A 20,972-nucleotide genomic window follows, 5' to 3' on the forward strand; every position below is an offset into this window, starting at 1 on the left:
ATCATCACTATCAGTTGCTGACTAGTATGGAAGTATGGTACATTTTCGCAGGGAGGACGGCGAATCATGACAGCTCAAGGGCTCATTGCGAAGGATCTCAATCCGTCTGCTGCGATATCCCCGCAGGTCCACGCCCAATTGCGCGAAGCGATTATTCGCAACCGTTTTTCCCCTGGTGACCGCATTTCAGAAAGCGAGATTGCCGGCACATGGTCGATCAGCCGTCAGCCCGTTCGCGAAGCTTTCATCAAGTTGGCGAGCGAGGGGCTTGTGGCTATTCTTCCGCAGCGAGGGACGGTAATCACAAAGATTGGTTATGGCTCGGTTCTGGACGCACGGTTTCTTCGCGAGGCGATTGAGGCTGATATCGTGGCGATCCTTGCCACCCAATCCGATCCGGTAGTGATCCGCGAATTACGCGAACAGCTCGCGGCGCAAGCCGCCGTAATACGCACCGATCCAATGGATTTCATAGGGCTGGATGATCGGTTTCATCGGACGTTAGCGGATGCCGCCGGCAAGGTCGGCGCGTGGCGTCTGATCGAAGGGCTGAAGTCGCAGATGGACCGCGTACGGTATCTTTCACTGGGCCGTTTTCCGGTAATGAAGCTGATCGAACAACACAAAGCGGTTGTTGATCGCATAGAAATTGGCGACCCACAAAGTGCCAATGCGGCCATCAGGGCGCATCTGCGAGAGGTCCTAAGCGACCTTCCGCAGATCCTTGAGGCCAATCCCGACTTTTTTGACCTGCCGAATGGGAAAATCCCACAACCGGTCAATGCACCAATCCAAGGAGGAGAAAACAAATGACATTTAACTGGAAAAAGACTATCGCCGTGGCAAGCTTTGCCGCGTTGACTGCGATACCGGCCTATGCGCAGGAAATGACCTTGAAGCTGGGCCATCTGGCCAACGAGGATAACCCGTGGCACCTCGGCTCGGTGAAGTTTGGCGAAGAACTGTCGGCGCTAACCGATGGTCGCATCGTGGTTGAGGTATTCCCGAACGAAAGCCTCGGCAAGGAAATCGACCTGATCAACGGCATGCAGCTTGGCACCGTGGACATGACGATTACCGGTGAAAGCCTCCAGAACTGGGCACCGATGGCCGCACTACTGGCTGTCCCCTATGCCTACCGTTCGATTGAACACATGGACGAAGTAGCCTCTGGCGAAATCGGCGATCAGATCAAGGCGCAGATCATCGAAAAAGCACAGATTCGCCCCGTTGCGCATTTTGCGCGCGGCCCGCGGAACCTCACTTCGAACCGTCCGATTGCGCATCCGGATGATTTGAACGGTCTAAAAATGCGCGTGCCTAACGTGCCGTTGTTCGTCGACACATGGCAGGCACTCGGCGCGAACCCAGGCCCGATGGCATTCTCTGAAGTCTTCACATCACTCCAGAACGGTACGATCGAATCGCAGGAAAACCCGCTTGCTCTGATCCGGTCTGCCAGCTTCAACGAAGTGCAGAGCCACGTGAACCTGACCGAGCACGTGCGTTCGTGGATCTATCTGACGATTGCTGAATCCACATGGAGCGAGCTGTCCGCTGACGATCAGGCCGCCGTCATGGAAGCCGCTGCACGCGCGCAGTCTTATGAGCGCGAGTTGTTCAATGCCTCTATCGCCGCTGACCGCGCCTACCTCGAAGAGAAAGGCATGACCTTTGTCGAAGTCGACGGCGCTGCTTTCCAAGCGGCCGCGAAAGATGCGGTTCTGATGAACGTCAACGACGAGATCAAGCCAATCGTCGAAGGCCTGTTCTCAGAGTAACTCAGCACATGCGGCGCCTCTTTGGGGGCGCCGCAACACACCCCAGCCGAGGACACCCTGATGGGACGCACCGACAAGATTATCAACCTGACGACGCGTCTGGCACAATGGGGCGTCGGGCTATCCTTTGCCGTTCTGATCGCGACCGTTCTGTTGCAGGTCAGCGGTCGCCTGACAGGCCTGTCGTTTGTCTGGAGCGAAGAACTGACCCGCTATGCGTTGCTCTACATGGTGGCATTCGGGGCGGGGCTATCGTTTCGGACCGGCGATTTGGTCAACGTGGATGTGATCTGTGAATACTTGCCGGGCAGAGCGCCGTGGATTCTGCGCTTGATCGCCGCCTTGGTGACAGGCGGGTTGGCTGTTTACCTGCTTCCGCATGCATGGCGGTATGTTTCGATCGGCGCGATGCAGACATCTCCGGCACTTAGTCTGCGCATGGATTTCGTGCACGCAACAATCTGGCTTCTCCTGCTCTTTCTCGCAGTATTTGCCGCATTGCGTGCGGTTGGCATGCTCACCGGCGCTGAAGATGGTTTACCCATAAAAGCAGACGAGGAGGTCTGACGGATGGATGTCGCAATACTGTTCATCGTCTTTATAGGCGGATTGATCGTTGGAATACCTGTGGCCATCACACTCGGGGTCTCTTCGCTTGCCTATCTGCTGATTTCGGGCATTCCAGTCGTGGTCATGCCGCAAAAAATGTACGCTGGCATGGACGTTTTTGTTCTGCTGTCAATTCCGGGATTTATTCTCGCGGGCAACTTGATGAACAGAGGTGGGATTACCCAACGCATCATTCGGTTCGCAAATTCGCTAGTGGGCTGGATCCGGGGCGGTCTGGGATTGACCAACATTGCTGCCTCAATGCTGTTTGGCGGCATCACCGGCACGGCAGTCGCTGACGCTGCATCCATTGGGGGCGTCATGATTCCGGGCATGAAAAAGGCCGGGTATCCTGCGGATTTCTCTGCGGCGATCACGGCAGCATCCTCGACCGTCGGACCCATCATTCCCCCGTCCGTACCAATGATCATCGTCGGCGCACTTTCCGGTATCTCGGTCGGGCAAATGTTCTTGGCCGGTGCCGTGCCGGGAATCCTGATGGGATTCGCAATGATGGTCACGGCCTACGTCGTTTCTGTCCGCAAGAAATTTCCCCGTCAACAATGGCAAGGCTTCGGAGAAGTCACACGCTCGTTTGCTGGGGCATTCTGGGCCTTGGCGATGACTTTCCTTATCATCTATGGGCTGCTTTCCGGCCTCGCCACACCGACAGAAACCGCAATTGTGGCCTCGGTCTATGCCTTTATAGTCGGGGCATTCATCTACCGTGAATTGCCCATCGGCAAGCTGCCAAGCATCATCGTTGAAAGTGGAACCTCGGCTGCGGGCATTCTGGCGCTGGTAGGTTTTGCCAACGTCTTCGGCTGGATACTGGTGTCGGAACGTATCCCGCAAGCTATCGCTGATGGCGTTCTTGGCATCACGGACAATCGGATCCTGGTCATCCTTATGATTAACTTGTTGCTGCTTGTCGTAGGCATGTTCATGGAGACCATCGCGGCACTGATCATTTTGTTCGTTCCGCTTCTGTCGCTGGCAGAAGCAGTTGGGATCGAGCCTCTGCATTTCGCTACCTTCGCCGTACTGAACCTGATGATCGGCTTGACCACACCGCCGGTGGGTGTCTGCCTCTTCGTCTGTGCCGGCATCGCACGCCTTCCGCTTATGCCGGTAGTTAAGGCGATCATGCCTTTCCTTCTGACCAACATTACCGTTCTGCTGGCCGTGTCTTATATCCCTGCGCTGGCGACTTGGTTGCCGTCACTCCTGATCAAATGAGGCTCTGAATGAAAACTCGTGTTTGCCGCCTTTACGGACAAAATGAGCTTCGCATTGAAACTGACACTGCCGCCGAGCCGGAGGAGGGTCAGGTTCTCTTGTCCATCGCTGCAGGTGGCATCTGTGGATCGGACATGCATTACCTTACCCAAGGAGGCATTGGCACAATCCGCGTACGTGAACCGATAATTTTGGGTCATGAAGCGTCCGGTCGGGTAGAGCGCGTAGGTACGGGAGTGACAGGTTTCGTCGAGGGCGACGCAGTTGCGATCAATCCAAGCCGCTCTTGCGGCACCTGCCGTTTTTGCACCGAAGGCCTTCATATGCATTGCCTGAATATGCGCTTCAACGGCTCCGCGATGCGCCTGCCCCACGAACAGGGGCTGTTCCGCGATCGTCTGGTGGTCGAGGCAGCGCAGTGCATAAAGGTGCCCGCCGATGCCGATCTTAGTGCCGTTGCCTGCACAGAACCGCTGGCTGTCTGTTTGCATGCTGCCCGCATTGCAGGTGAAATCGCTGGAACACGCGTTCTGATCACTGGAGCAGGTCCAATCGGGGCACTTTGTGCGGCTGTTGCTGCACATGAAGGCGCGTCCGAGATCGTCGTGACCGATTTGCAGGACACTGCGCTGGACGTCGCTGCTCGCATGGGCGCAACACGCTGTATCAACGTGATGCGCGACAGCACTGCACTAGCCGAGTATGAAGCGGATAAAGGTCATTTCGATCTTGTCTTCGAATGCTCTGCTGTCGAATCCGCAATCCGCTCAGCAATCGCATCACTGCGCCCACGCGGAACGTTGGTTCAGGTCGGTGTTGCAGGTGACACACCGATTCCCATGAACGCAATCGTTGCGAAAGAAATAAAATTACAGGGCACGTTTCGGTTCCACGAGGAATTTGGTCAAGCTGTCGACGCAATCACCTCTGGTCGGATCAATGTGCTGCCAATAATCACGCAACGCTTTCCTCTGGATCAGGCAACCGAAGCATTCGTGACGGCGGCAGATCGGTCACGAGCCGTTAAAGTTCATTTGAATTTCTTGACCTAAGTTTAGGTTAATGCACGTGAAACGCCGCTCTTCAGCTATTAGCTTAGGAATCCTCGATAAGGCAATGGTCGTCAGACAGTCTCTTCCGCCTCGAAAGGCCAACACTCGCAAGATCAGAAATGAACCGCAGAAGTGCGGGCCAATTCCTGCGGTGTTCATTGCAATCGACGCAGTTCAGCCGATCGAGGGCTTCTAGGCGGCCTCAACATTTCAGTTAATCCATTCTTCGCGATGGGCGGGTCGTCCGCATTTCGTGTGGTGATCTAGGCAGAGCACCTTTCGATTGAAGGTCCGCTCCTGTGGCGCTACCCCGCGCTGATCGAAGTGTCTTTGAACGGCAGCTGGGGACGGGTGCGACTACAAGTGCTATTAGAGCTCGCAACTTTGCAAACTCCTCTCTCTGCGCATTGTTGCCATTCGTTCCGATCGCAGCATGCGTTGAAATAGACACCACGGCGTCGTCTGACACTTTGATCAGTTTTTCAATAGGTTCGTTGATTTGTCGTTTCCGCTAGTAATCGGATAGTCCGTCGCAGATCAAGCGATCCGGTAAACGGTTCCTCTGTTCTCAACTTTTGCCGAGCTGACCGGCAGGCCCAGCTTTTTCTTCAGGCTACCGGAGATCAGGCCGCGAACACTATGCGCCAACCACCCCGTCACAGCGACGATTTCGGCGACCGACGCGCCCTCGGGCCGCTGCAGCAACGCGATTATCTGTGCCTGCTTGGTGCCAGTTCGCGGGGTCGATGTCTTGGGCATGGTCGCTGCGGCTGCATGCTCGCGAACCGCAGCCATGGTTTTGACCACGACCGGTTCGATCCCGACCGCCAGCAGCCCTGCGTCGGTGACGACCAGCGTGGTGCCGTGACCATCACCGGTTTCGCGCCAGAGGGGTTCGCCTTTGCGGGTGTTGGCATCGACCTCTTCGAGCCAGCCGCGGTCGATCATCATGGTCACGACCTTCTTCGCGGCGGCACCATGCAGCCCTTCGGGCAGCGGCAAGGCAATGTTGTCTGCGCGCTGGGCGCCCGTGGTCAGGATCAGGCTTTGGGTTATGGTGAGATTGGGCATGGTGGTCTCCGGTCAAACGGGCGGCGCAGGAAGCGTGCCCTTCTACCGGCATTGGCCCGCACGAGCGCGGGCGGGCCAGAACGGGCTCTGTGCAAGCCTCAGTCCGCGTCTGCCATTGCAGCTGTGATTGCGAAGTGCTGCACCCAGCCGGTGAGATATGGCAGGCCTGCGGGGATGCCCTCCTCGCGCTCGGTCCGCTTACTGATGCGCCAGCCCTGCCAGCGGCGGATTGCTGCGTTAATGGCCGTCTCGCAGTCGATGTTGCAGCCCGTCATGTTGCCGACCACATCGTCGGCGAAGTGGCGGCCCATCCGGCTATCGAGAAAGTCACGGATCCCGATCATCTCGTCTTCGGTGTCGGCGCTGACGGCTGCGGCGATGAGGCGTGAGGCCAGCGTCCAGACCTCTGCGCTGCGCCGCTCGCGCTGCGGGCAGTTTGTCAGGGTTTGGAAAAAGCCGTAATCTTCGTTGCGGCTGGGCAGAATGGCGTGTGCGGTCATGGTCATGGTCTGCTCCTCAAGCCTTCTGTTCGATCAGGGCGAGAATGGCGATCGCCATCCCGCCGAGATACTCGCTGCGGCGAAACACGATGTCATCGATCTCGCCCGCGCAGGTGATCGTGGGGTCAACCGTCAGACTGTCTGCCATATGCGGCAGCAGGCGTTGGGCTTGGGCGTTGTAACGTTCTGCGAGGGTCATTGCTTTGTCTCCGTTCAGGCGTGTTTGCTTGCACTGAGAATCGCTCTGACGGGCAGTATAATCAACTCAAATAGAGCGGCTTTCCCGTTTATTTCCAATATGTTGAGGATATTCAAAGCGCCATGGAAGGTCTATCTGAACGCGCCTATGCAGAACGATCTGGTCTGTCGCGCGGTGCGGTGCAGAAGGCTCGCAAGAATGGACGGCTGGTGTTGTTTGCTGACGGCTCGATCAACGCGGTGGCGTCTGATGCACGCCGCGGTGCCATGACTGACCCGGATCAACAGATGCGGTCACGCGGCGGTGTTAACGCGGGTGGTGATAGTGCGGGTCTGGGCGCTAGCGGGTTGTCCGGCCCAGGTGAAAGCACCTGCTATCTGAAAGCTCGCACCGCGCTGCCGCACCACACAGAGTATCTCTTATTCCCTGAATGCGGTCTCCTTGACCCGCACCACTGGCGCGATCAGGTAGTCGAGAACGGTACGCTTGCCTGACAGGATATCGACCTGTGCCACCATGCCGGGGAGGATTTCGACCGCATCGCCCGCAGCGTCGGTCAGCCTTGTCAGGGTTGCGATCTCGACGATGAATGCCTGTTCGTCGCGGTCGGGGCGGGTGACCGCATCCGCGCCGACGCGTAAGATTCGCCCGTCGATCCCGCCATAGCGCGACGGATCATAAGCGGTGATGTTGATCCGCACATCTTGACCCGCGCGCACGAATGCGACATCGGCCGGTGTCAGATAGGCCTCGACCAGCAGGTCATCATCGATCGGCACAATCTCGACGAGGGGTTCCCCCGCCCTTGCAAGGCTGCCGCGTGTCGTTGCCAGCACCCGATTAACGATCCCGCGCGCGGGCGCAACCAGCACGGCTCGGGTCAGCCGCGTTTCCACTGAAGGCAAGACTGCCTCAAGCTCTGCCAGTTCCGCTTCTGCCATCACACGTGCCTCCACAGCCGCGGCGATGAAGGCCGACAGGGTCGAAGTAATCCGGTTATCCAACTCGGCCAAGGCCAGCTCTGCCCGCAAGACCGCCGATTTCGCCTCGGACAGGCGCCCGAAGGCGTCGGTCCTACGCCCTTGCAGCGCGATCAGGCGGGTGTGCGGCTCGACATTGGCCGTGACCAGCGGCGCGATAAGGCCGACCTCTTCTTCAACCAGCCCGAGCGCCGTCTCGGCGGTGGCGACCCGTGTTTCGGCCTCGCGCACCTCATGGCGGCGCTGGTCGATCTGCAACTGCAAGACGCCGATCTCTTGCTCAAGCGCAGTTTTCCGCGCCAGATACAGCGCTCTTTCCGCCGCGAACCGTGCAGGGGGCAGGTGGCCGATGGCCCGTGTCAGGACAAAATCCTCCTGCGCAATCTCAGCCGACAGCCGCGCAATCCGAAGCTGCAGGGCCTGCGCACGCATCTGCAGCCGCGCCAGCTCCCCCGCGACCTGCGTGGCGTCAAGCGTGACAAGCGGATCGCCAGCCATCACAAGATCACCGTCGCTGACGTGAATATTGGTGATCACGCCAGGTTCACCGGGTTGCACGATCTGCACTTCACCCGATGGCACGACACGACCGTCGGTGCGGGTGACAGTGTCGATCTCGGTCTGCGCAGCCCAGAACGCGGCAATCCCCAGAAAGGCGATGATCGCCAGCAAAAGCAGCGAGCCGCGGATCGGGTTGCGGCCCTTGACCTCTTGCGCGAATGTCTGTGCGTCCTTGATATAGGGATCCATCAGGTCGCCTTTTGCCATTGCGTGCCCAAGACGTCGTCGCGCGGCCCGTCGGCGGTGATCCTGCCCTCCTGCACGACGATCACGCGGTCCACCAACCGCAACAGGCTGGGCCGATGCGTCACCACCAAAAGGGTGCGCCCCGCGACAACAGGGGTCAACCGCGTGATCAGGGCGGCTTCGGTCATCGTATCCATGGCCGATGTCGGCTCGTCCAGAAGCAGCACGGGAGGTTCGTTCAACAGCGCGCGGGCCAGTGCAACCGCCTGACGCTGCCCGCCTGAAAGACCCTCGCCACGCTCGCCCACGACAAAGTCGTATCCCTGAGGCAGATGCGCGACGAAACTGTCGACACCGGCAATCTGCGCAGCGCGCAGGATCGCGGCATCGCTGGCACGCGGGGCGCCGATGGCGATATTCTCGCGCAGACTGCCCGAGAACAGCCAGCTATCCTGCAAGACCGACCCGACATTGCGCCGTAGATCGCCCGGATCGATCTGGCGAAGATCCACCCCGTCGAGGAGCACGGCACCGGACTGCGGGCGGTATAACCCGATGGCCAACCGCGCAAGCGTGCTCTTGCCCGACCCGATCGGACCAAGGATGGCCACACGCTCGCCCGCCGCGATATCAAGCGACACATCCTGCAGCGATGTCCTGTCGCTGTTGGGATAGCCGAAGCTGACATTGCGGAAGCTGACCTGCCCCTGCAACCGGTCACGGCTGAGGTAGTGGCGACCGGTCTCGCGCTCGCTATCGGCCCGCATCAGCGCGTCGATAGCGCGATAGGCTGTGCGCGCCTGGCTGATCCGCATCAGCGTTTGCGCCACTTGCGCCAACGGCGTCAGCGCCCGCCCCGTCAGGATGACACAGGCAATCAGCGCACCCATCGAGATCACCCCCTCGGTGATCAACAAAACACCATAGAATACGATCACGATCTGCGCTGTCTGCTGCACAAAAGCCGTCGCATTCAGGGCGAACTGGCTGACAGCGCGCGATTTCACCCCATGGCTTGCCTGCGTCGTCAGTGCCTTTTCCCAGCGCGCCTTCATGCGGGTCTCGGCATGGGCGGCCTTGATGGTTTCCAGACCGGAAATCGCCTCGAACAGCACGCTCTGCTTGGATTGCCCGTCCTTGAAACTGCTTTCTGCCAGTCGCGTCAGGATAGGCTGCGCGGCAAGCGCCACCACCAGCACAATCGGCACCGCCAGCATCGGCACGATGGCCAATGGCCCACCGATCATGAAAATCACGCCAACGAACAGCAAGATAAAGGGCAGATCGACAATCGCCACAAGCGAGGCCGAAGCGAAAAAATCGCGCAGCGTATCGAATTCGCGCAAACTCGACGCGATAGACCCTGTCGAGCCTGCCCGCGCCGCAAGCTGCAGCGACATCAGCCGCTCGAAGATGGCCCGCCCCATCACCAGATCGGCCCGCTGCCCCGCACGGTCGATAAAACCCGCCCGCAGCGTGCGGATCAGAAAATCGAACAGCAGCGCGATCCCGACCCCAATCGTAAGCGCAATCAGGCTTTCGATGGCCTGATTGGGCAAAATCCGGTCATAGACCACCATCACGAACAGCGATGTGGTCAGCCCCAAAATATTCGCGACCGCAGCGGCGATGAGCACCTGAACATAGCTCCACCGGTTCTGGGCAAGTGCACCGCGAAACCAATGGCCAGTCGTCGTGCTGCCATCCTCGCCCAGTGCACGGGGCCGCAACAGGATTCCCTGACCTGTCAGGATTTGCGCCAGTCGCGCGGCGTCGATGACTGTCGCTTCCGCGCCAAGGCGCGGGTCGTAGACCTGCCAGCCGCCCTTGTCGCGCCCCTCGACCACTACGGCCCCTGTCTGCGTCAGCAAAACTGCTGGCAGCAGGGTCGCATCCAGATCATCCGGTTTGACGTCACCGAACCCGATCTCATAGCCCGCGGCCTGCGCCGCGCGAATCGGCGACTTCAGCCACCCGCCCACTTCGTCGGGGCGCAGGGCGTCTTCCATCAAGGCGCTGGAAATCGGCCTGCCGTGGACCAATGCCGCATGCGACAGGCATTTCGCGACTGCCCGCTGCGCCGCCGTGGCTGTGCGCGCTGTGGCGGCTGGCGCAGGTTGATCCGCATCTGGTGTCAGGCTTGCCGTGGCCTGAGAAAGCGGGCTTGCAGCCGTCATGCCGGACACCCTTCTGCACAGATGCCGAAAACCTCCAGCAATTCGCCCGTCAGATAGAGCACCACATACCCCGCGATCCGCGCCTCGGACGCCAGCTCTTGCGCCCGCGCGGCGGTCCTTTCGACATCGCGCCCCAGTTCCAGCAGGTCGAGGATATCAACTCGCCCGCCCGCAAACTGCGCCTCGGCATCGGCAAGCGCTGCAGCGGATGTTTCGGCAGCATTGCGTGCAGCCCCCAGTTCGGCGGCCAATGTCGCGGACCGGTCCCGTGCATCCGCCAGCGCACGGGTCAGGTCGCGGGCCGTCAGTTCACGATCCGCAACCGCCTGCGCGACCTGCGCTTCAGCCGAGGCAAGGGCCGCGCTGCGCTGCCCGTCCGTGCCAAAGTCATAGCCCAGGCGCAGCCCTGCCCCGACTGAGGCATCGCTGTTTTGAGGGGCCCGCGCAGTCACATCCAGAAAGACGCTCGGCATCCGCGACGCCATCACGGCGTCACGCGCGCGCCGTGCGGCGCGTTCCTGCGCCTCGAGGGCGATCAGGGCCGGATTGCGGTCGATCCCCGCGACAGGTGGAGGTGCAAGTGGCAGAGGCGCGGGGTCAAGGGGCACATCGAACAACTCGATAATGCGGGTCTCTGCGGCACGCACCCGCCCTTGCGCCGAGGCAAGCAGGGCCGCTGCCTCGGCGCGGCGTGATGCGACACGCAGCATATCGGCATTGCGCCCGACGCCCGCACGCAGACGCAATGCGATCTGATCAGAAAATCTTTGGTTCCGCGCGTCCGCCTCTGCCGCAATCGTCAACAAGCCCCGCGCCAGATACAACTCTTCCCACGCACGGATCGCAGCCAGCGCCCGTCGGGCCAGTTGCGAACGGGTTTCTGCCTGCGCTTGCGCGACGCGGACCCGCGCCGCAGCAGCCTCTTTCTCGGACACGCCCCCATCGAAAATCTGCTGGCTCAGGCGTAAGACCGGCACAAGGCTTGGGTCACTTGCCGTGCTGACGCCTGCGTCGACCCCCGCTCTGATACTGGGGCGCCATGCGCCCTCGGCTTCGGTCACCGCAGCGACCGAGACCGCTTCTCTCGCACGCGCGACGGCCAAAGACGGACCCTCGGTAATGGCCCGCTGCAAGGCGACCCCAAGCGGCGTTTGCGCATGGACCGGCGCCGCCCCCGTCGCCAGATCGGTCTCAGCCGCCTCGACAACCGCCACCATCGGCACGTCCCCTTCAGGCGCATCCACCGGCGGCGCCGAACACGCGGCCAAAAACAGCGGGACACACAGATGAACCAACCCCACCCTCATAAAAACCCCTCACGAAGGACGGAAAGAAATGCATCCTCTGGCGGCTTCTCTACGGGAGACGGCGGTGATGCGCGGTGCAGGTCAAGATGCCCCTGCGAGACCTGCAAAATATGCGCCAGACCAACCGCGCCAACCCCATGCAGCTTGCCCACCACCGTCCCCGAGAGCGCGGCAAGCGCCGCTGCATCCACGATCCGCCATACGGCACTATCTTGCCAAGGCACCAGACAGCCGGCCTGTTGCAGCGCGGTCGCCGCCTTGCGTGCCGCGATCCGGCTTTCCCGCCACGCCCGCAGCCGGATTAGGCGGTGTTCCGTCACGGGTGCAAGAGCCGTATCATCCAAAAACAGGGGCTGGACACTGTCGCCCTGGTCCGCCTCAGGCACAAGCTGGCCCACATCGACCAGCACCAGGTCGCCAAGCGGCGAAGGGGCTATTTGAAACGGACCATGCCGCAAGGCCCAAGGGCTCACCGCCGTCGACCACCGGCCTCCCTGACCGAAGAACGCAGGCCAGGCCTGCTCAAGGGCGCGCACGGGGATCGCAGGTTCCGCCAGATCGCCAGTGGCCCGCACCATTAGCGGCACCTGCAGCGCAAGTGCCGCGATCTCGTCAAGGGCGACGGGAATATGCCCCTGCCCACGCTGAAAGACAGGCACAGTCGAAGGGTGCCAGCACAAGGCACCGTGATCGGCAAAGGAAAGGGGTTTAACCTGTGACATGGAGCGCTTGGATCGGGGCCAGTCGATCAAAGCGACCGGCCCCTGATCACATCAGACCTGCGGTAACTGCAGCGCAATGTTGGTGAACCCGTCATCGGTGATGGATGCCAGATCGTTCGCCGTGACCCCCGTCAGCCTGCCAAAGCTGTCCGATTGATAGTCAGTCCCGTCGAACGTCAGCGTCCAGAGCGAGGTTTCATCCTCATTCGCCGTCACGACGATGATCGCCTCATCCTGCGCCAGCCCGAGGTTTGCAGCATCGGCCCTTGCGATGACGGCAAGGTCATCATCCTCGGTCACACCTTCGAAGATGACGATCCCCGTGTCGTTGCCCAAGGTCACAGGGCTGGCACCGACAGATGCGATCCCCTCACCACGGAAATTCCCGAAATCCGCCTCGATGACCAGCAAGTCCTGTTTCGATGCATCGTCATTGGATGAATCGAACCCGCTCACGATATCGAAACCGCCGCGCCCCTGACTGTTTTCAAGGACGACGGTCTTACGCCCAAAGTCCTCTACGCCGCCGACCAACTCGAACCCGTCAAAGACGGGGTCTACACCTTCACCTTCGACAAAGCCGACCCCAAGCCCGTAGAACGTCGACCCATCCGCCCCACTGACATCAACACTGGCAAGGTCAAGCGTCTCGGGTGGTGTTGCAAGTGCCCGCACCCCTTGCAGATCAATATCCAGCGTGACCCGCGTTGTCTCGATCCCTGTTGAATATGCCGATAGCGCCCCTGCGGGATCTGCCGCCGTATAGGTGCCACCCGTCAAGGTGCCCAGATCGGGTGCCACACTCCCTGCGACGAAAAGATCGAACTGTACCAAAATCGGCTCGGTGCCAACATCAGGCACGCCATCGAAAAACGACAACAATGCCTGTGTTGAAATGGCCAACGTCGCTACCCCGCCGGTCACATTGAGCTGCACAATACCCGCATCCGCCGTCTGGTTGCCGACGATGATCACATCGTCATCCGTGCCGATTGTTTCGTCGCCTCCGTCAAGAACCTCGCGGAATTCCGTCGCGACCATCAGATCGCGGTTGTCATCAATCCCGAGCGTGCCTCCGGTGAATTTCTCAGTTGCGAAATCGAATGTCTCGGTGCGGGTAAAGCCGTCTCCCTCATCAGGTGCCGACAGCGTCAGGCTGACATAATTGCCGTCGATATCCGTCTCGATCAGGTCAAGAACCGCCGCGCGGTCATAGCTTCCGAATTCCGCCACTTCGGTTGTTGCAATAACGCGCTTTATCACCTCGCCATTGGCCATATCGATCGTCCCGATCATTGCTGCGGTCACCGAGTTGCCCTCGGCGATGGTATCCCGCACCGCGACGAATACCGGATTACCCGGCGCATCGGGCAGGAAATCGAGGTCGTAAAACTCGCCCTCCGGCAAGACGCCGCCGAAATCGGCCAAGGTAATCGGCGTGCTGGTCACGCCGGCAGCGCCGGTGTTGATATTCACCTCCGTGCCCGACCCGTCCGGAATAGCCGCAGCGACCGAGGCTGCCGGAATATTATAAACGGTAAACAACGGATCGCCCTGTGACAGGTTCCCGTTGCCGTCATCAACAACATTAAGCTGGGTGAGGACAAGACCGTCGGCACGGACGTCGATCTTTGTGGTCCGCGCGGTGACATCAGCTCCCGCCCCGCCATCAAAGGCAAAAGACCGGATCGGAGCCGACGACTCGCCGTCATAGACCAGTATCGCGGTGTATTGCTCGGAATCGGTATCGGCGGTGTCGATGATCTCGGCGATCACCACAGTCTGCCCGTTGGTCATCTCCTGTCCCTCAAGGATCGTGCGCGTCGTCGCGCCTTCCGCCCCGAAGACACCAATGTCGGTGAAAGGTTCGATCACCGCCCCTCCAGCAAGGAATTGCCCGCTTTCCGGATCACCAAGGCCGGAATTGACGATGGACTTGAGGAGAAATTCCCCGCCGCCACCTGAAATCGTAACGGTTGCCGATTGGGTCATGGGATCAAGCCCCAATACATCAACGTCAGGTATCTCAAGAACAAACCCGACCTCATCGTTTTCATCCAACGCCGTCGTAGCGGTATAGGGCCCTATCAAATTGTTACCAGCGGCATCCTGCACCGTCAGCGTGATCTCGGTGCCCACGGGCGTGTTCGTGATGGTGCCCCGCAAGCTTTCGTTTACTCCGTCGTCCGTGGTGATCATCGACAATTCTTCACCATCGTAGACAACAAGTTCACCCGCAGAATACTCAAAACCTGCAGGAATATCAAAAATACGGATGACCGGCGCGTCATTTGGCACAACGTCCACCACGCGCTCAGCCGTCGCGGAAGGCGAGGTATTGCCAGCCAGATCAACAGATGTGGCTGTGATCGTATAGGTCGCATCTGTTGCTTCGGTCAGATCAAGTGCGCCAGTTGCCCATTTACTGTCCAGACCAACAGAAACCTCAATCGGAGCGTCAAAAAGTGTCGATTCCAGAGTGACCGTCGTGTTTGGTTCGCCCGATCCGCTGATCACGACAGAGCCGATACCGGAGGCATCAATCGTGCCATCCAACGCGTCAAAGCTTGGCTGTGGCGGGATATCCAGATCGACATTCACCTGCACCGTCGCCGACGCGGGAGAGGCATTGCCCGCCGAATCCGCCGCTACCGCAAAGATCGTGTTCTGCGAGAACTCCGTCTCCGGCGTGACCGCGATATCATAGCTCCACGTCGTGCCGCTCACATCGGCCTGCCCGACCGTTCCATCGACACTCACTTCAACGCTCGTCCCTGCCTCGGTCGTGCCGGTGATCGTATAGGCGTCATTCGTCACATCCGCGAGGCCGACAAAGTTGTCCCCCGCGACCACATCAATCGTCGGCACGGCAGGGGCAGATGCATCCACCACCCGCTCTGCCGTGGCCGAGGCCGAGGTATTGCCTGCCGCGTCCGTCGATGTCGCCGTAATAGTGTAGCTGTCATCTCCGGCAGCGCTCAGGTCCAGCGCGCCCGTCGTCCAGACGCCTTCACCATCCACCGGCACCTCGATTGGGGCGGCGAAAATTGATGATACCAGCTGTACCGTCGTATCCGGTTCTGCAGTGCCACTGATCACAACCGCCGCAATGCCAGCAGCATCGATGGTGCCGCTGGCCACGTCAAAGGCAGGAGCGGGCGGGGTATCCAGATCAACATTCACCTGCACCGTCGCCGACGCGGGCGAGTCGTTGCCCGCCGCATCCGTCGCCACCGCAAAGATCGTGTTCTGCGAAAACTCCGTTACTGGCGTGACCGCGATATCAAAGCTCCACGTCGTGCCGCTCACATCCGCCTGCCCGACCGTCCCGTCGACACTCACTTCAACGCTCGTCCCTGCCTCGTTCGTGCCGGTGATCGTATAGGTGTCATTTGTCACATCCGCGAGGCCGACAAAGTTGTCCCCCGCGACCATATCAATCGTCGGCGCGGCAGGGGCAGATGCATCCACCACCCGCTCTGCCGTTGCAGTGGGCGAAGTATTGCCTGCCGCATCCGTCGATGTCGCGGTGATGATGTAGCTGTCATCTCCGGCAGCGCTCAGGTCCAGCGCAGCCGTTGTCCAGACGCCTTCATCATCTACCGATACCTCGATCGGGGCAGCGAAAAGCGTCGACTCCAGCCGTACCGTCGTATCTGGCTCGGCAGTGCCGCTGATCTCGACCGACGCAATGCCCGCAGCATCAATGGTTGCATCCGCAATATCGAAGGCCGGCGCAGCAGGTGCAGATGCATCCACCACCCGATCCGCCGTTGCGGCGGGTGAGGTATTGCCTGCCGCGTCCGTCGATGTCGCCGTGATGGTGTAGCTGTCATCTCCGGCAGCACTCAGGTCCAGCGCACCCGTCGTCCAGACGCCTTCACCATCCACCGATACGTCGATCGAGGCAGCGAAAAGCGTCGATTCCAGCCGTACCGTCGTATCCGGCTCGGCAGTGCCGCTGATCTCGACCGCAGCAATGCCCGCAGCGTCAATAGTCGCATCCGCAATATCGAAGGCAGGCGTAACGGGTGGCAGGGCGTCAATCTCGTAGCTGGGCGCGCCAAGTGCTGGAGAAGATGTCACCCCACCGGCGGTCGCTGTTGCGACGACCGTGACGGTCCCTTCGTCCTCTCCTGCGGCAAGATAGCTGGCTCCGGTGAACTCGACGCTCCAATCGCCGGACCCGTCGACGGCGACGGCACGGGTCGCTTCGCCGAGTTCCACCACAACGGTCGATCCGGCACGCCCCGTGCCGCTGATCGTGATAGCGGTGCCTTCGGCCACAGGGTCAGGCAGGGAGGTAGAACCGGTAATGACCGGACGCAGACCGACTGTGGTGGCAATCGTTTCGGTCACAACCGTCGTCGCAAGCGCCGAAGTCTCCGATGTATCCCCGACCGAGGTCGTGACCGCCTCTGTCAAATCCCCCTGCACGGCTGTCTGGACCTGTTCCAGCGTGGCCAGATCCACCGCCGAGTCGATCTCGGTGGCCACATCGGCGATCACATTGGCAAGATCCGTTGTGTTCACCTGAATGCCGTCACCCGCCGCCGTCAGCGCCGCTTCGATAGCTGGGGGCGAGGTGAAGGGATCATCGCCACCGTCGGTCAGGTCTGCGGTCAGAGCCGACAGCACGCTGTCCACCGCCGCTTGATCGTCCGGGGCCGCGGCGGTGACAAGGTTGATCACGGCAGCCACCTTGGCGGCAGCCTGCAATTGCGTCGTGTCACCGCTTTCGGCAAGCGCCGCAGGGTCAACCGTCAGCAGCTCGGCGGCATCCCCCTCCAGCCCCAGAGAGGACGCGACACTTGCCGTCGCATCCGCCACCGAGATCGGCGTGTCGGTCCCAGCCGTATCCGCGACTAGCTTTTGTACCAGCGTTGTCAGCGGGGTGATATTCGTCGATCCGGCAGGGGCGGTCAGCGTGCCGGTGAAAGTTTCGCCTGTCGAAATATCGATGCCGCCGATGGTCACAAGCGGCACATCGTCGGGGAAAATCGCTGTGTTGAAGCTACCGTCGCTGCCGGTGACGGTCTGGATTTCGCCTGCGTCCAGCACAAGGTTGCCGTTGGCATCACCGTAAACCGTGGCACCTGACAGATACCCGTCGACCGCAAAGCCCAGTTCCACAGGGTCAGGGGTCGTGCCCCCGCCACCGCCATCACCACCGCCACCACCGGCGGCCGCAGCCAGCAGCGCCAACCCACCGACACCCGCACCCAGTGCCGCAAAACTGTCCCCGCCATCGGTGGGAGAGATTTCGGCGGCAGCGACCATCACCGCCTCGGCAGCGGGGCCAGACAGCAGGATCGCCCCGTCATCGCCCACTGAGATATTGTCGCGCCCAATCCGAAGCTGCCGCCCGTCGGCCAGGGTGATGATGGCCGAGCCGTCATCCTGCAAGGAGACATCAACCACACCGGCGATGCTCTCTGCCGCAACCGGCCCCTCCTGCGCCGCCGCCATGCCGGCCATTGGCACGATCAGCGAGATCACCCCCAGACCCTGCGCAATCCTGCGGCTGTTCTTGTGCGCCCAGGCTTTCAGGAATTTCCGCCGCGCGTCTGGCCTTTGCGGAATCCGCACCGCCTCCGCATCTGACAGCGCATCCGGCTGCAGATCATGCGACAAAAACACACCCGGCAGGGCGCAGCCGCGATCAAGGGCAGGGTTGATACGGATGGTCTTGCGGGGGGTCGGGGCCTGAAAGGTCAAATGTCTCTCCAGTTCAGAGTGGGGGGCAATCGGAATGTGGGGCAGAGTTCAGGCCAGGGGCGCGCGACGGACAGGCCTGCCGGATGACAGCTGTCGGTCCCGCAATGCCCAAAGGGACCGCCAGCAATCGCAATTGGGGTTTCAGTCGCAACAAACCATCATCCATTTCCCAAAACAGCGCGGGTCGTCAGCCGAGACCCTTACGCAACACAAAGGTTCCGCCGTTTCCGAGGTCGTTTCACCCCCCTTTAGGGGGGGGTGTTGCAGAAAAATCTCGTATAATATGCGAAAGTCAAAATGAGATGAAGATGACGAACCCCCAAAGCCCTGCAGGAACGCCATGAACAAGCATATGAAACGGCTCCCGCGTCTGGCGCGAACCCTGCGCACTGCCCTGCCCTCATGGGCAGATGACACGATCGAGCAAAACCTCACAAAGGCCTCTTCCGATACCGCGGAAGAGCGGTTCTTTTACCGCACCTTCGGGCACAGCCACTTGTCGGTCGGACTTTATGATCAGGCCAACGGATTGGTCACATCCGATCCGATGGGGCATCCGTTCCCCCCTCGACTTGTCCGTCCCGAAGGGCAAAAGTCAGGCAGCGGTTTTATCCTTGCGGATGATGGCTTGTACTTTACGTTTGACGGCCTTGACCGCTGGCCGGATGTGCCGTCATCCGCGGCATTCGTTGCGGCCCATATCTCGCCCGCACAACTGGTCTCGATCGCCGTGGGCACCGCGCCGCACGGCAAGCTGACGCCCAGCGAATTCCAGCTTGTCGGACTTTTGCTGGAAGGGCTTGACCTGAAAACCGCCGCAGCCCGCGTCGGCGCCACCTATGACACCAAACGCAAGCAGATCCAGAAAGTATTGGAAAAGCTGGGGCTGAATTCCCAGACAGCACTTGTGCGCACATTGGCCCTGGATCTGACGGTCTGGCTTGTGAACGAACTTCTCGCCCAGCCAGCCCATGATGCCGAAACGCTGCTGGCCAAAAAGCACTATGGCAAGACCATCACAATCAACCGGATCAGCGTCGCGGATAGCCCTGAGATTCCGATCTGGGATTTCGGGGCCAGATCAGGGCGTCCGGTGCTTTACTTTCACAGCATGCTTGCGCCGGTCATTCTTACCCGTGACCTGCACAGCAAACTGGTGGCGCAGAACCTGCGCCTTTTGATGATGCCCCGCCATTTCGTCGGCCTCGAAACCGCGATGAGCCCCGATATCCGGCAGGCCCGCGCGATATCCTCCCTTGCCCGCGCACTTGACTACCTGACCAAAGATAAACTGCTTTGCATCGGTGACAGCGCCGGCTGTGGCTGGGCCACCCGTTTTGTGGCGGCAAATCCCGACAGGGTGTCCGGTCTGGTTCTTGTATCGACACCGCAGGCTTTGCCAGTGACCGACCAACGGACCCTCTTCGCCGAGGTTTCGGCACGGATCAAACAGGATCACTTCGTCGTCAGCGGCATGACACGGCTTTACAACACTATCGCCCGCGCCCCCGGTCTGGCCCAACGTGCCCTGTCGTACATGTATCGCCAGTCCCCCGCCGATCTGGCAACGCTCGACGCGGCATTCATCGACGGCCAGCTGGCCGATTGGCTGCGGCTGATCGCCAATCAGGCAATCCATACCTCGATGGACGAGGTGATGAACCTGCAACGCAACTGGACGCACGACCTGCGTGCGGTCCCCGTCCCGTTGCTTTTCCTGCATGGCAACCAAGACCCGATCTGCCCCGCATCCTCGGCACAGGACATGGCCGACATGATGCCAAATGCCGCGATCCACCGCTTCGATGATGCGGGCCATTTCCTGCTGGGCCAAAAGTTTGACGAAATTTGCCAGATGCTGTCTGACGACCGGCACTTGCCGTAAGACAACCCCGCATATGACTGCCGCGCCGTCTTTCGTTGCGGCAGCGCGGGGTTGTTTTCCGCCATATAATTCCCCCAACACAATCACAAGGAGCGATGGATAACAGAAGATGCATTTCCCGGCTGGCGCGGCAGAAACATCGTCGGAGTGCATAAGGGCGGAAAGGTCATCATCGTGGGCAACGGGCAGATCAGCCTTGGCCAAACCGTCATCAAGAGCAACGCCCGCAAAGTCCCCAGGCTTTCTCCCGCTACTCAAGATATGATCTGCAGATTTGCGGCATCCACAGCGCATGCCTTCACCCTAATGGAACGGCTGGACAGCAAACTCGAAGCCTCGCCGGGGCAATTCGCCCGCGCCAACGTGAATCTGGCCAAAGACTGGTGCACCGAAAAATACCTGCAAAAACTCGAAGCGATGCTGATCGTCAGCGACGGCAATGACCTTTTCGTGATCACCGGCGCGGGCGACGTGCTGACACCCCAACATGACATTGCCGCCATGGGATCGGGCGGCAACGATGCGCTGGCCGGTGGCCGCGCGATGATGACCAACGGCAACCTGACAGTGGAAAGAATCGACGGATGATGGAACGCGACGATATCCGCGCCGCTGACGCCACCGGTCTGATCGACGAAAAACGGGCCGCCAGCGTGATCGCCCTCTCCGACAGCCGCCGCGACGCGCGAGAACCTTGCCGCAGGTGACAAACCCTTTGAGCTTCTCAAAGGGTTCAACGAGATTTTCATCGTCATCGGCTTGCTGAGCCTGTCCACCGGCTGGTTGCGTGGTCGCCGTAGTGCTGGCGGATCAGGTCGCAGGCTGGCAGCGCTCTACTGTCCTCATCGGTCTTGAGGGCAGCAGCATTTTGTGGCTTTTGCAGAAATAATTCGTGCGCAAACGGCGGATGGTCGCCCTCGCAATCGCCCTTTCGGTGATGTTCGCCAGCAACGCGGCAAGCGTCTTTATCATCAGGATGCCTCCA

The 20,972-nt window shown here is 60.4% G+C and carries 16 protein-coding genes and 1 pseudogene; 9 read left to right on the forward strand and 8 right to left on the reverse strand.

Going from position 1 to position 20,972, the window contains the following annotated elements; all coding sequences use genetic code 11:
* Positions 1-66 precede the first annotated feature (66 nt).
* From C7964_RS18130 to C7964_RS18150, 5 genes are read left to right on the forward strand one after another with little or no spacing between them, the layout of a single operon-like run.
* A complete protein-coding gene (locus tag C7964_RS18130) occupies positions 67-813 on the forward strand; it encodes a GntR family transcriptional regulator (protein WP_110280992.1) in 747 nt (248 codons plus the stop codon).
* Positions 810-1,781, forward strand: a complete 972-nt coding sequence (locus C7964_RS18135) for a TRAP transporter substrate-binding protein (protein ID WP_110280993.1) — start codon at positions 810-812, stop codon at positions 1,779-1,781. Before C7964_RS18130 ends, C7964_RS18135 begins: the two co-directional genes overlap by 4 nt.
* A 60-nt stretch (positions 1,782-1,841) precedes the next feature.
* Positions 1,842-2,348 (forward strand): TRAP transporter small permease, encoded by a 507-nt coding sequence (locus C7964_RS18140; RefSeq protein ID WP_110280994.1) that lies wholly within the window; start codon positions 1,842-1,844, stop codon positions 2,346-2,348.
* Between the two features lie 3 nt (positions 2,349-2,351).
* Positions 2,352-3,629: a TRAP transporter large permease gene (locus tag C7964_RS18145; RefSeq protein ID WP_110280995.1), complete on the forward strand. Its 1,278-nt coding sequence runs from the start codon at positions 2,352-2,354 to the stop codon at positions 3,627-3,629.
* 8 nt (positions 3,630-3,637) lie between these two features.
* The gene (locus C7964_RS18150) at positions 3,638-4,681 is read left to right on the forward strand and encodes an L-idonate 5-dehydrogenase (protein WP_110280996.1); all 1,044 of its coding nucleotides are present in this window, start codon (positions 3,638-3,640) and stop codon (positions 4,679-4,681) included.
* Between the two features lie 537 nt (positions 4,682-5,218).
* On the opposite strand, the gene C7964_RS18155 is transcribed toward C7964_RS18150, so the two are convergent.
* From C7964_RS18155 to C7964_RS20055, 3 genes are all read right to left on the reverse strand, one after another.
* On the reverse strand, positions 5,219-5,752 hold the full coding sequence (locus C7964_RS18155) for a DUF3489 domain-containing protein (protein ID WP_110280997.1): 534 nt from the start codon (positions 5,750-5,752) through the stop codon (positions 5,219-5,221).
* 98 nt (positions 5,753-5,850) lie between these two features.
* Complete coding sequence (locus C7964_RS18160) at positions 5,851-6,258, reverse strand: hypothetical protein (protein WP_286164053.1); 408 nt, start codon at positions 6,256-6,258, stop codon at positions 5,851-5,853.
* A gap of 10 nt (positions 6,259-6,268) precedes the next feature.
* Entirely contained in the window at positions 6,269-6,451 is a 183-nt protein-coding gene (locus tag C7964_RS20055; RefSeq protein WP_181417239.1) for a hypothetical protein, read from the reverse strand.
* 122 nt (positions 6,452-6,573) lie between these two features.
* Between C7964_RS20055 and C7964_RS18165 the strand changes: the two are divergent.
* Positions 6,574-6,849: pseudogene (locus C7964_RS18165) on the forward strand (hypothetical protein); the annotation flags it as partial.
* Between the two features lie 21 nt (positions 6,850-6,870).
* On the opposite strand, the gene C7964_RS18170 reads toward C7964_RS18165, so the two are convergent.
* Genes C7964_RS18170 through C7964_RS18190 form a run of 5 tightly spaced genes read right to left on the reverse strand, consistent with a single transcriptional unit; the run spans position 6,871 to position 18,102 of the window.
* Positions 6,871-8,181 (reverse strand): HlyD family type I secretion periplasmic adaptor subunit, encoded by a 1,311-nt coding sequence (locus C7964_RS18170; RefSeq protein ID WP_181417240.1) that lies wholly within the window; start codon positions 8,179-8,181, stop codon positions 6,871-6,873.
* Positions 8,181-10,355, reverse strand: a complete 2,175-nt coding sequence (locus tag C7964_RS18175) for a type I secretion system permease/ATPase (RefSeq protein ID WP_110280999.1) — start codon at positions 10,353-10,355, stop codon at positions 8,181-8,183. The genes C7964_RS18170 and C7964_RS18175 overlap by 1 nt, the downstream gene beginning before the upstream one ends.
* The gene (locus tag C7964_RS18180; RefSeq protein ID WP_181417241.1) at positions 10,352-11,599 is read right to left on the reverse strand and encodes a TolC family protein; all 1,248 of its coding nucleotides are present in this window, start codon (positions 11,597-11,599) and stop codon (positions 10,352-10,354) included. The genes C7964_RS18175 and C7964_RS18180 overlap by 4 nt, the downstream gene beginning before the upstream one ends.
* Before the next feature lie 59 nt (positions 11,600-11,658).
* On the reverse strand, positions 11,659-12,414 hold the full coding sequence (locus tag C7964_RS18185; RefSeq protein ID WP_220000199.1) for a SapC family protein: 756 nt from the start codon (positions 12,412-12,414) through the stop codon (positions 11,659-11,661).
* 21 nt (positions 12,415-12,435) lie between these two features.
* Positions 12,436-18,102 carry a beta strand repeat-containing protein gene (locus C7964_RS18190; protein WP_110281002.1) on the reverse strand — a complete coding sequence of 1,889 codons (5,667 nt, stop codon included), beginning with the start codon at positions 18,100-18,102 and terminating at the stop codon, positions 12,436-12,438.
* A gap of 352 nt (positions 18,103-18,454) precedes the next feature.
* Between C7964_RS18190 and C7964_RS18195 the strand changes: the two genes are divergently transcribed.
* The 3 genes from C7964_RS18195 to C7964_RS20270 all read left to right on the forward strand — a co-directional run bounded on the left by C7964_RS18195 (position 18,455) and on the right by C7964_RS20270 (position 20,694).
* Positions 18,455-19,987 carry an alpha/beta hydrolase gene (locus C7964_RS18195; protein ID WP_220000200.1) on the forward strand — a complete coding sequence of 511 codons (1,533 nt, stop codon included), beginning with the start codon at positions 18,455-18,457 and terminating at the stop codon, positions 19,985-19,987.
* 99 nt (positions 19,988-20,086) lie between these two features.
* On the forward strand, positions 20,087-20,575 hold the full coding sequence (hslV, locus tag C7964_RS18200) for an ATP-dependent protease subunit HslV (RefSeq protein ID WP_110281004.1): 489 nt from the start codon (positions 20,087-20,089) through the stop codon (positions 20,573-20,575).
* Positions 20,572-20,694, forward strand: coding sequence for a hypothetical protein (locus tag C7964_RS20270; protein WP_286164055.1), 123 nt, complete (start codon positions 20,572-20,574; stop codon positions 20,692-20,694). Before hslV ends, C7964_RS20270 begins: the two co-directional genes overlap by 4 nt.
* Positions 20,695-20,972 lie beyond the last annotated feature (278 nt).

This window comes from Loktanella sp. PT4BL, assembly GCF_003201935.1.
GTDB lineage: Bacteria > Pseudomonadota > Alphaproteobacteria > Rhodobacterales > Rhodobacteraceae > Yoonia.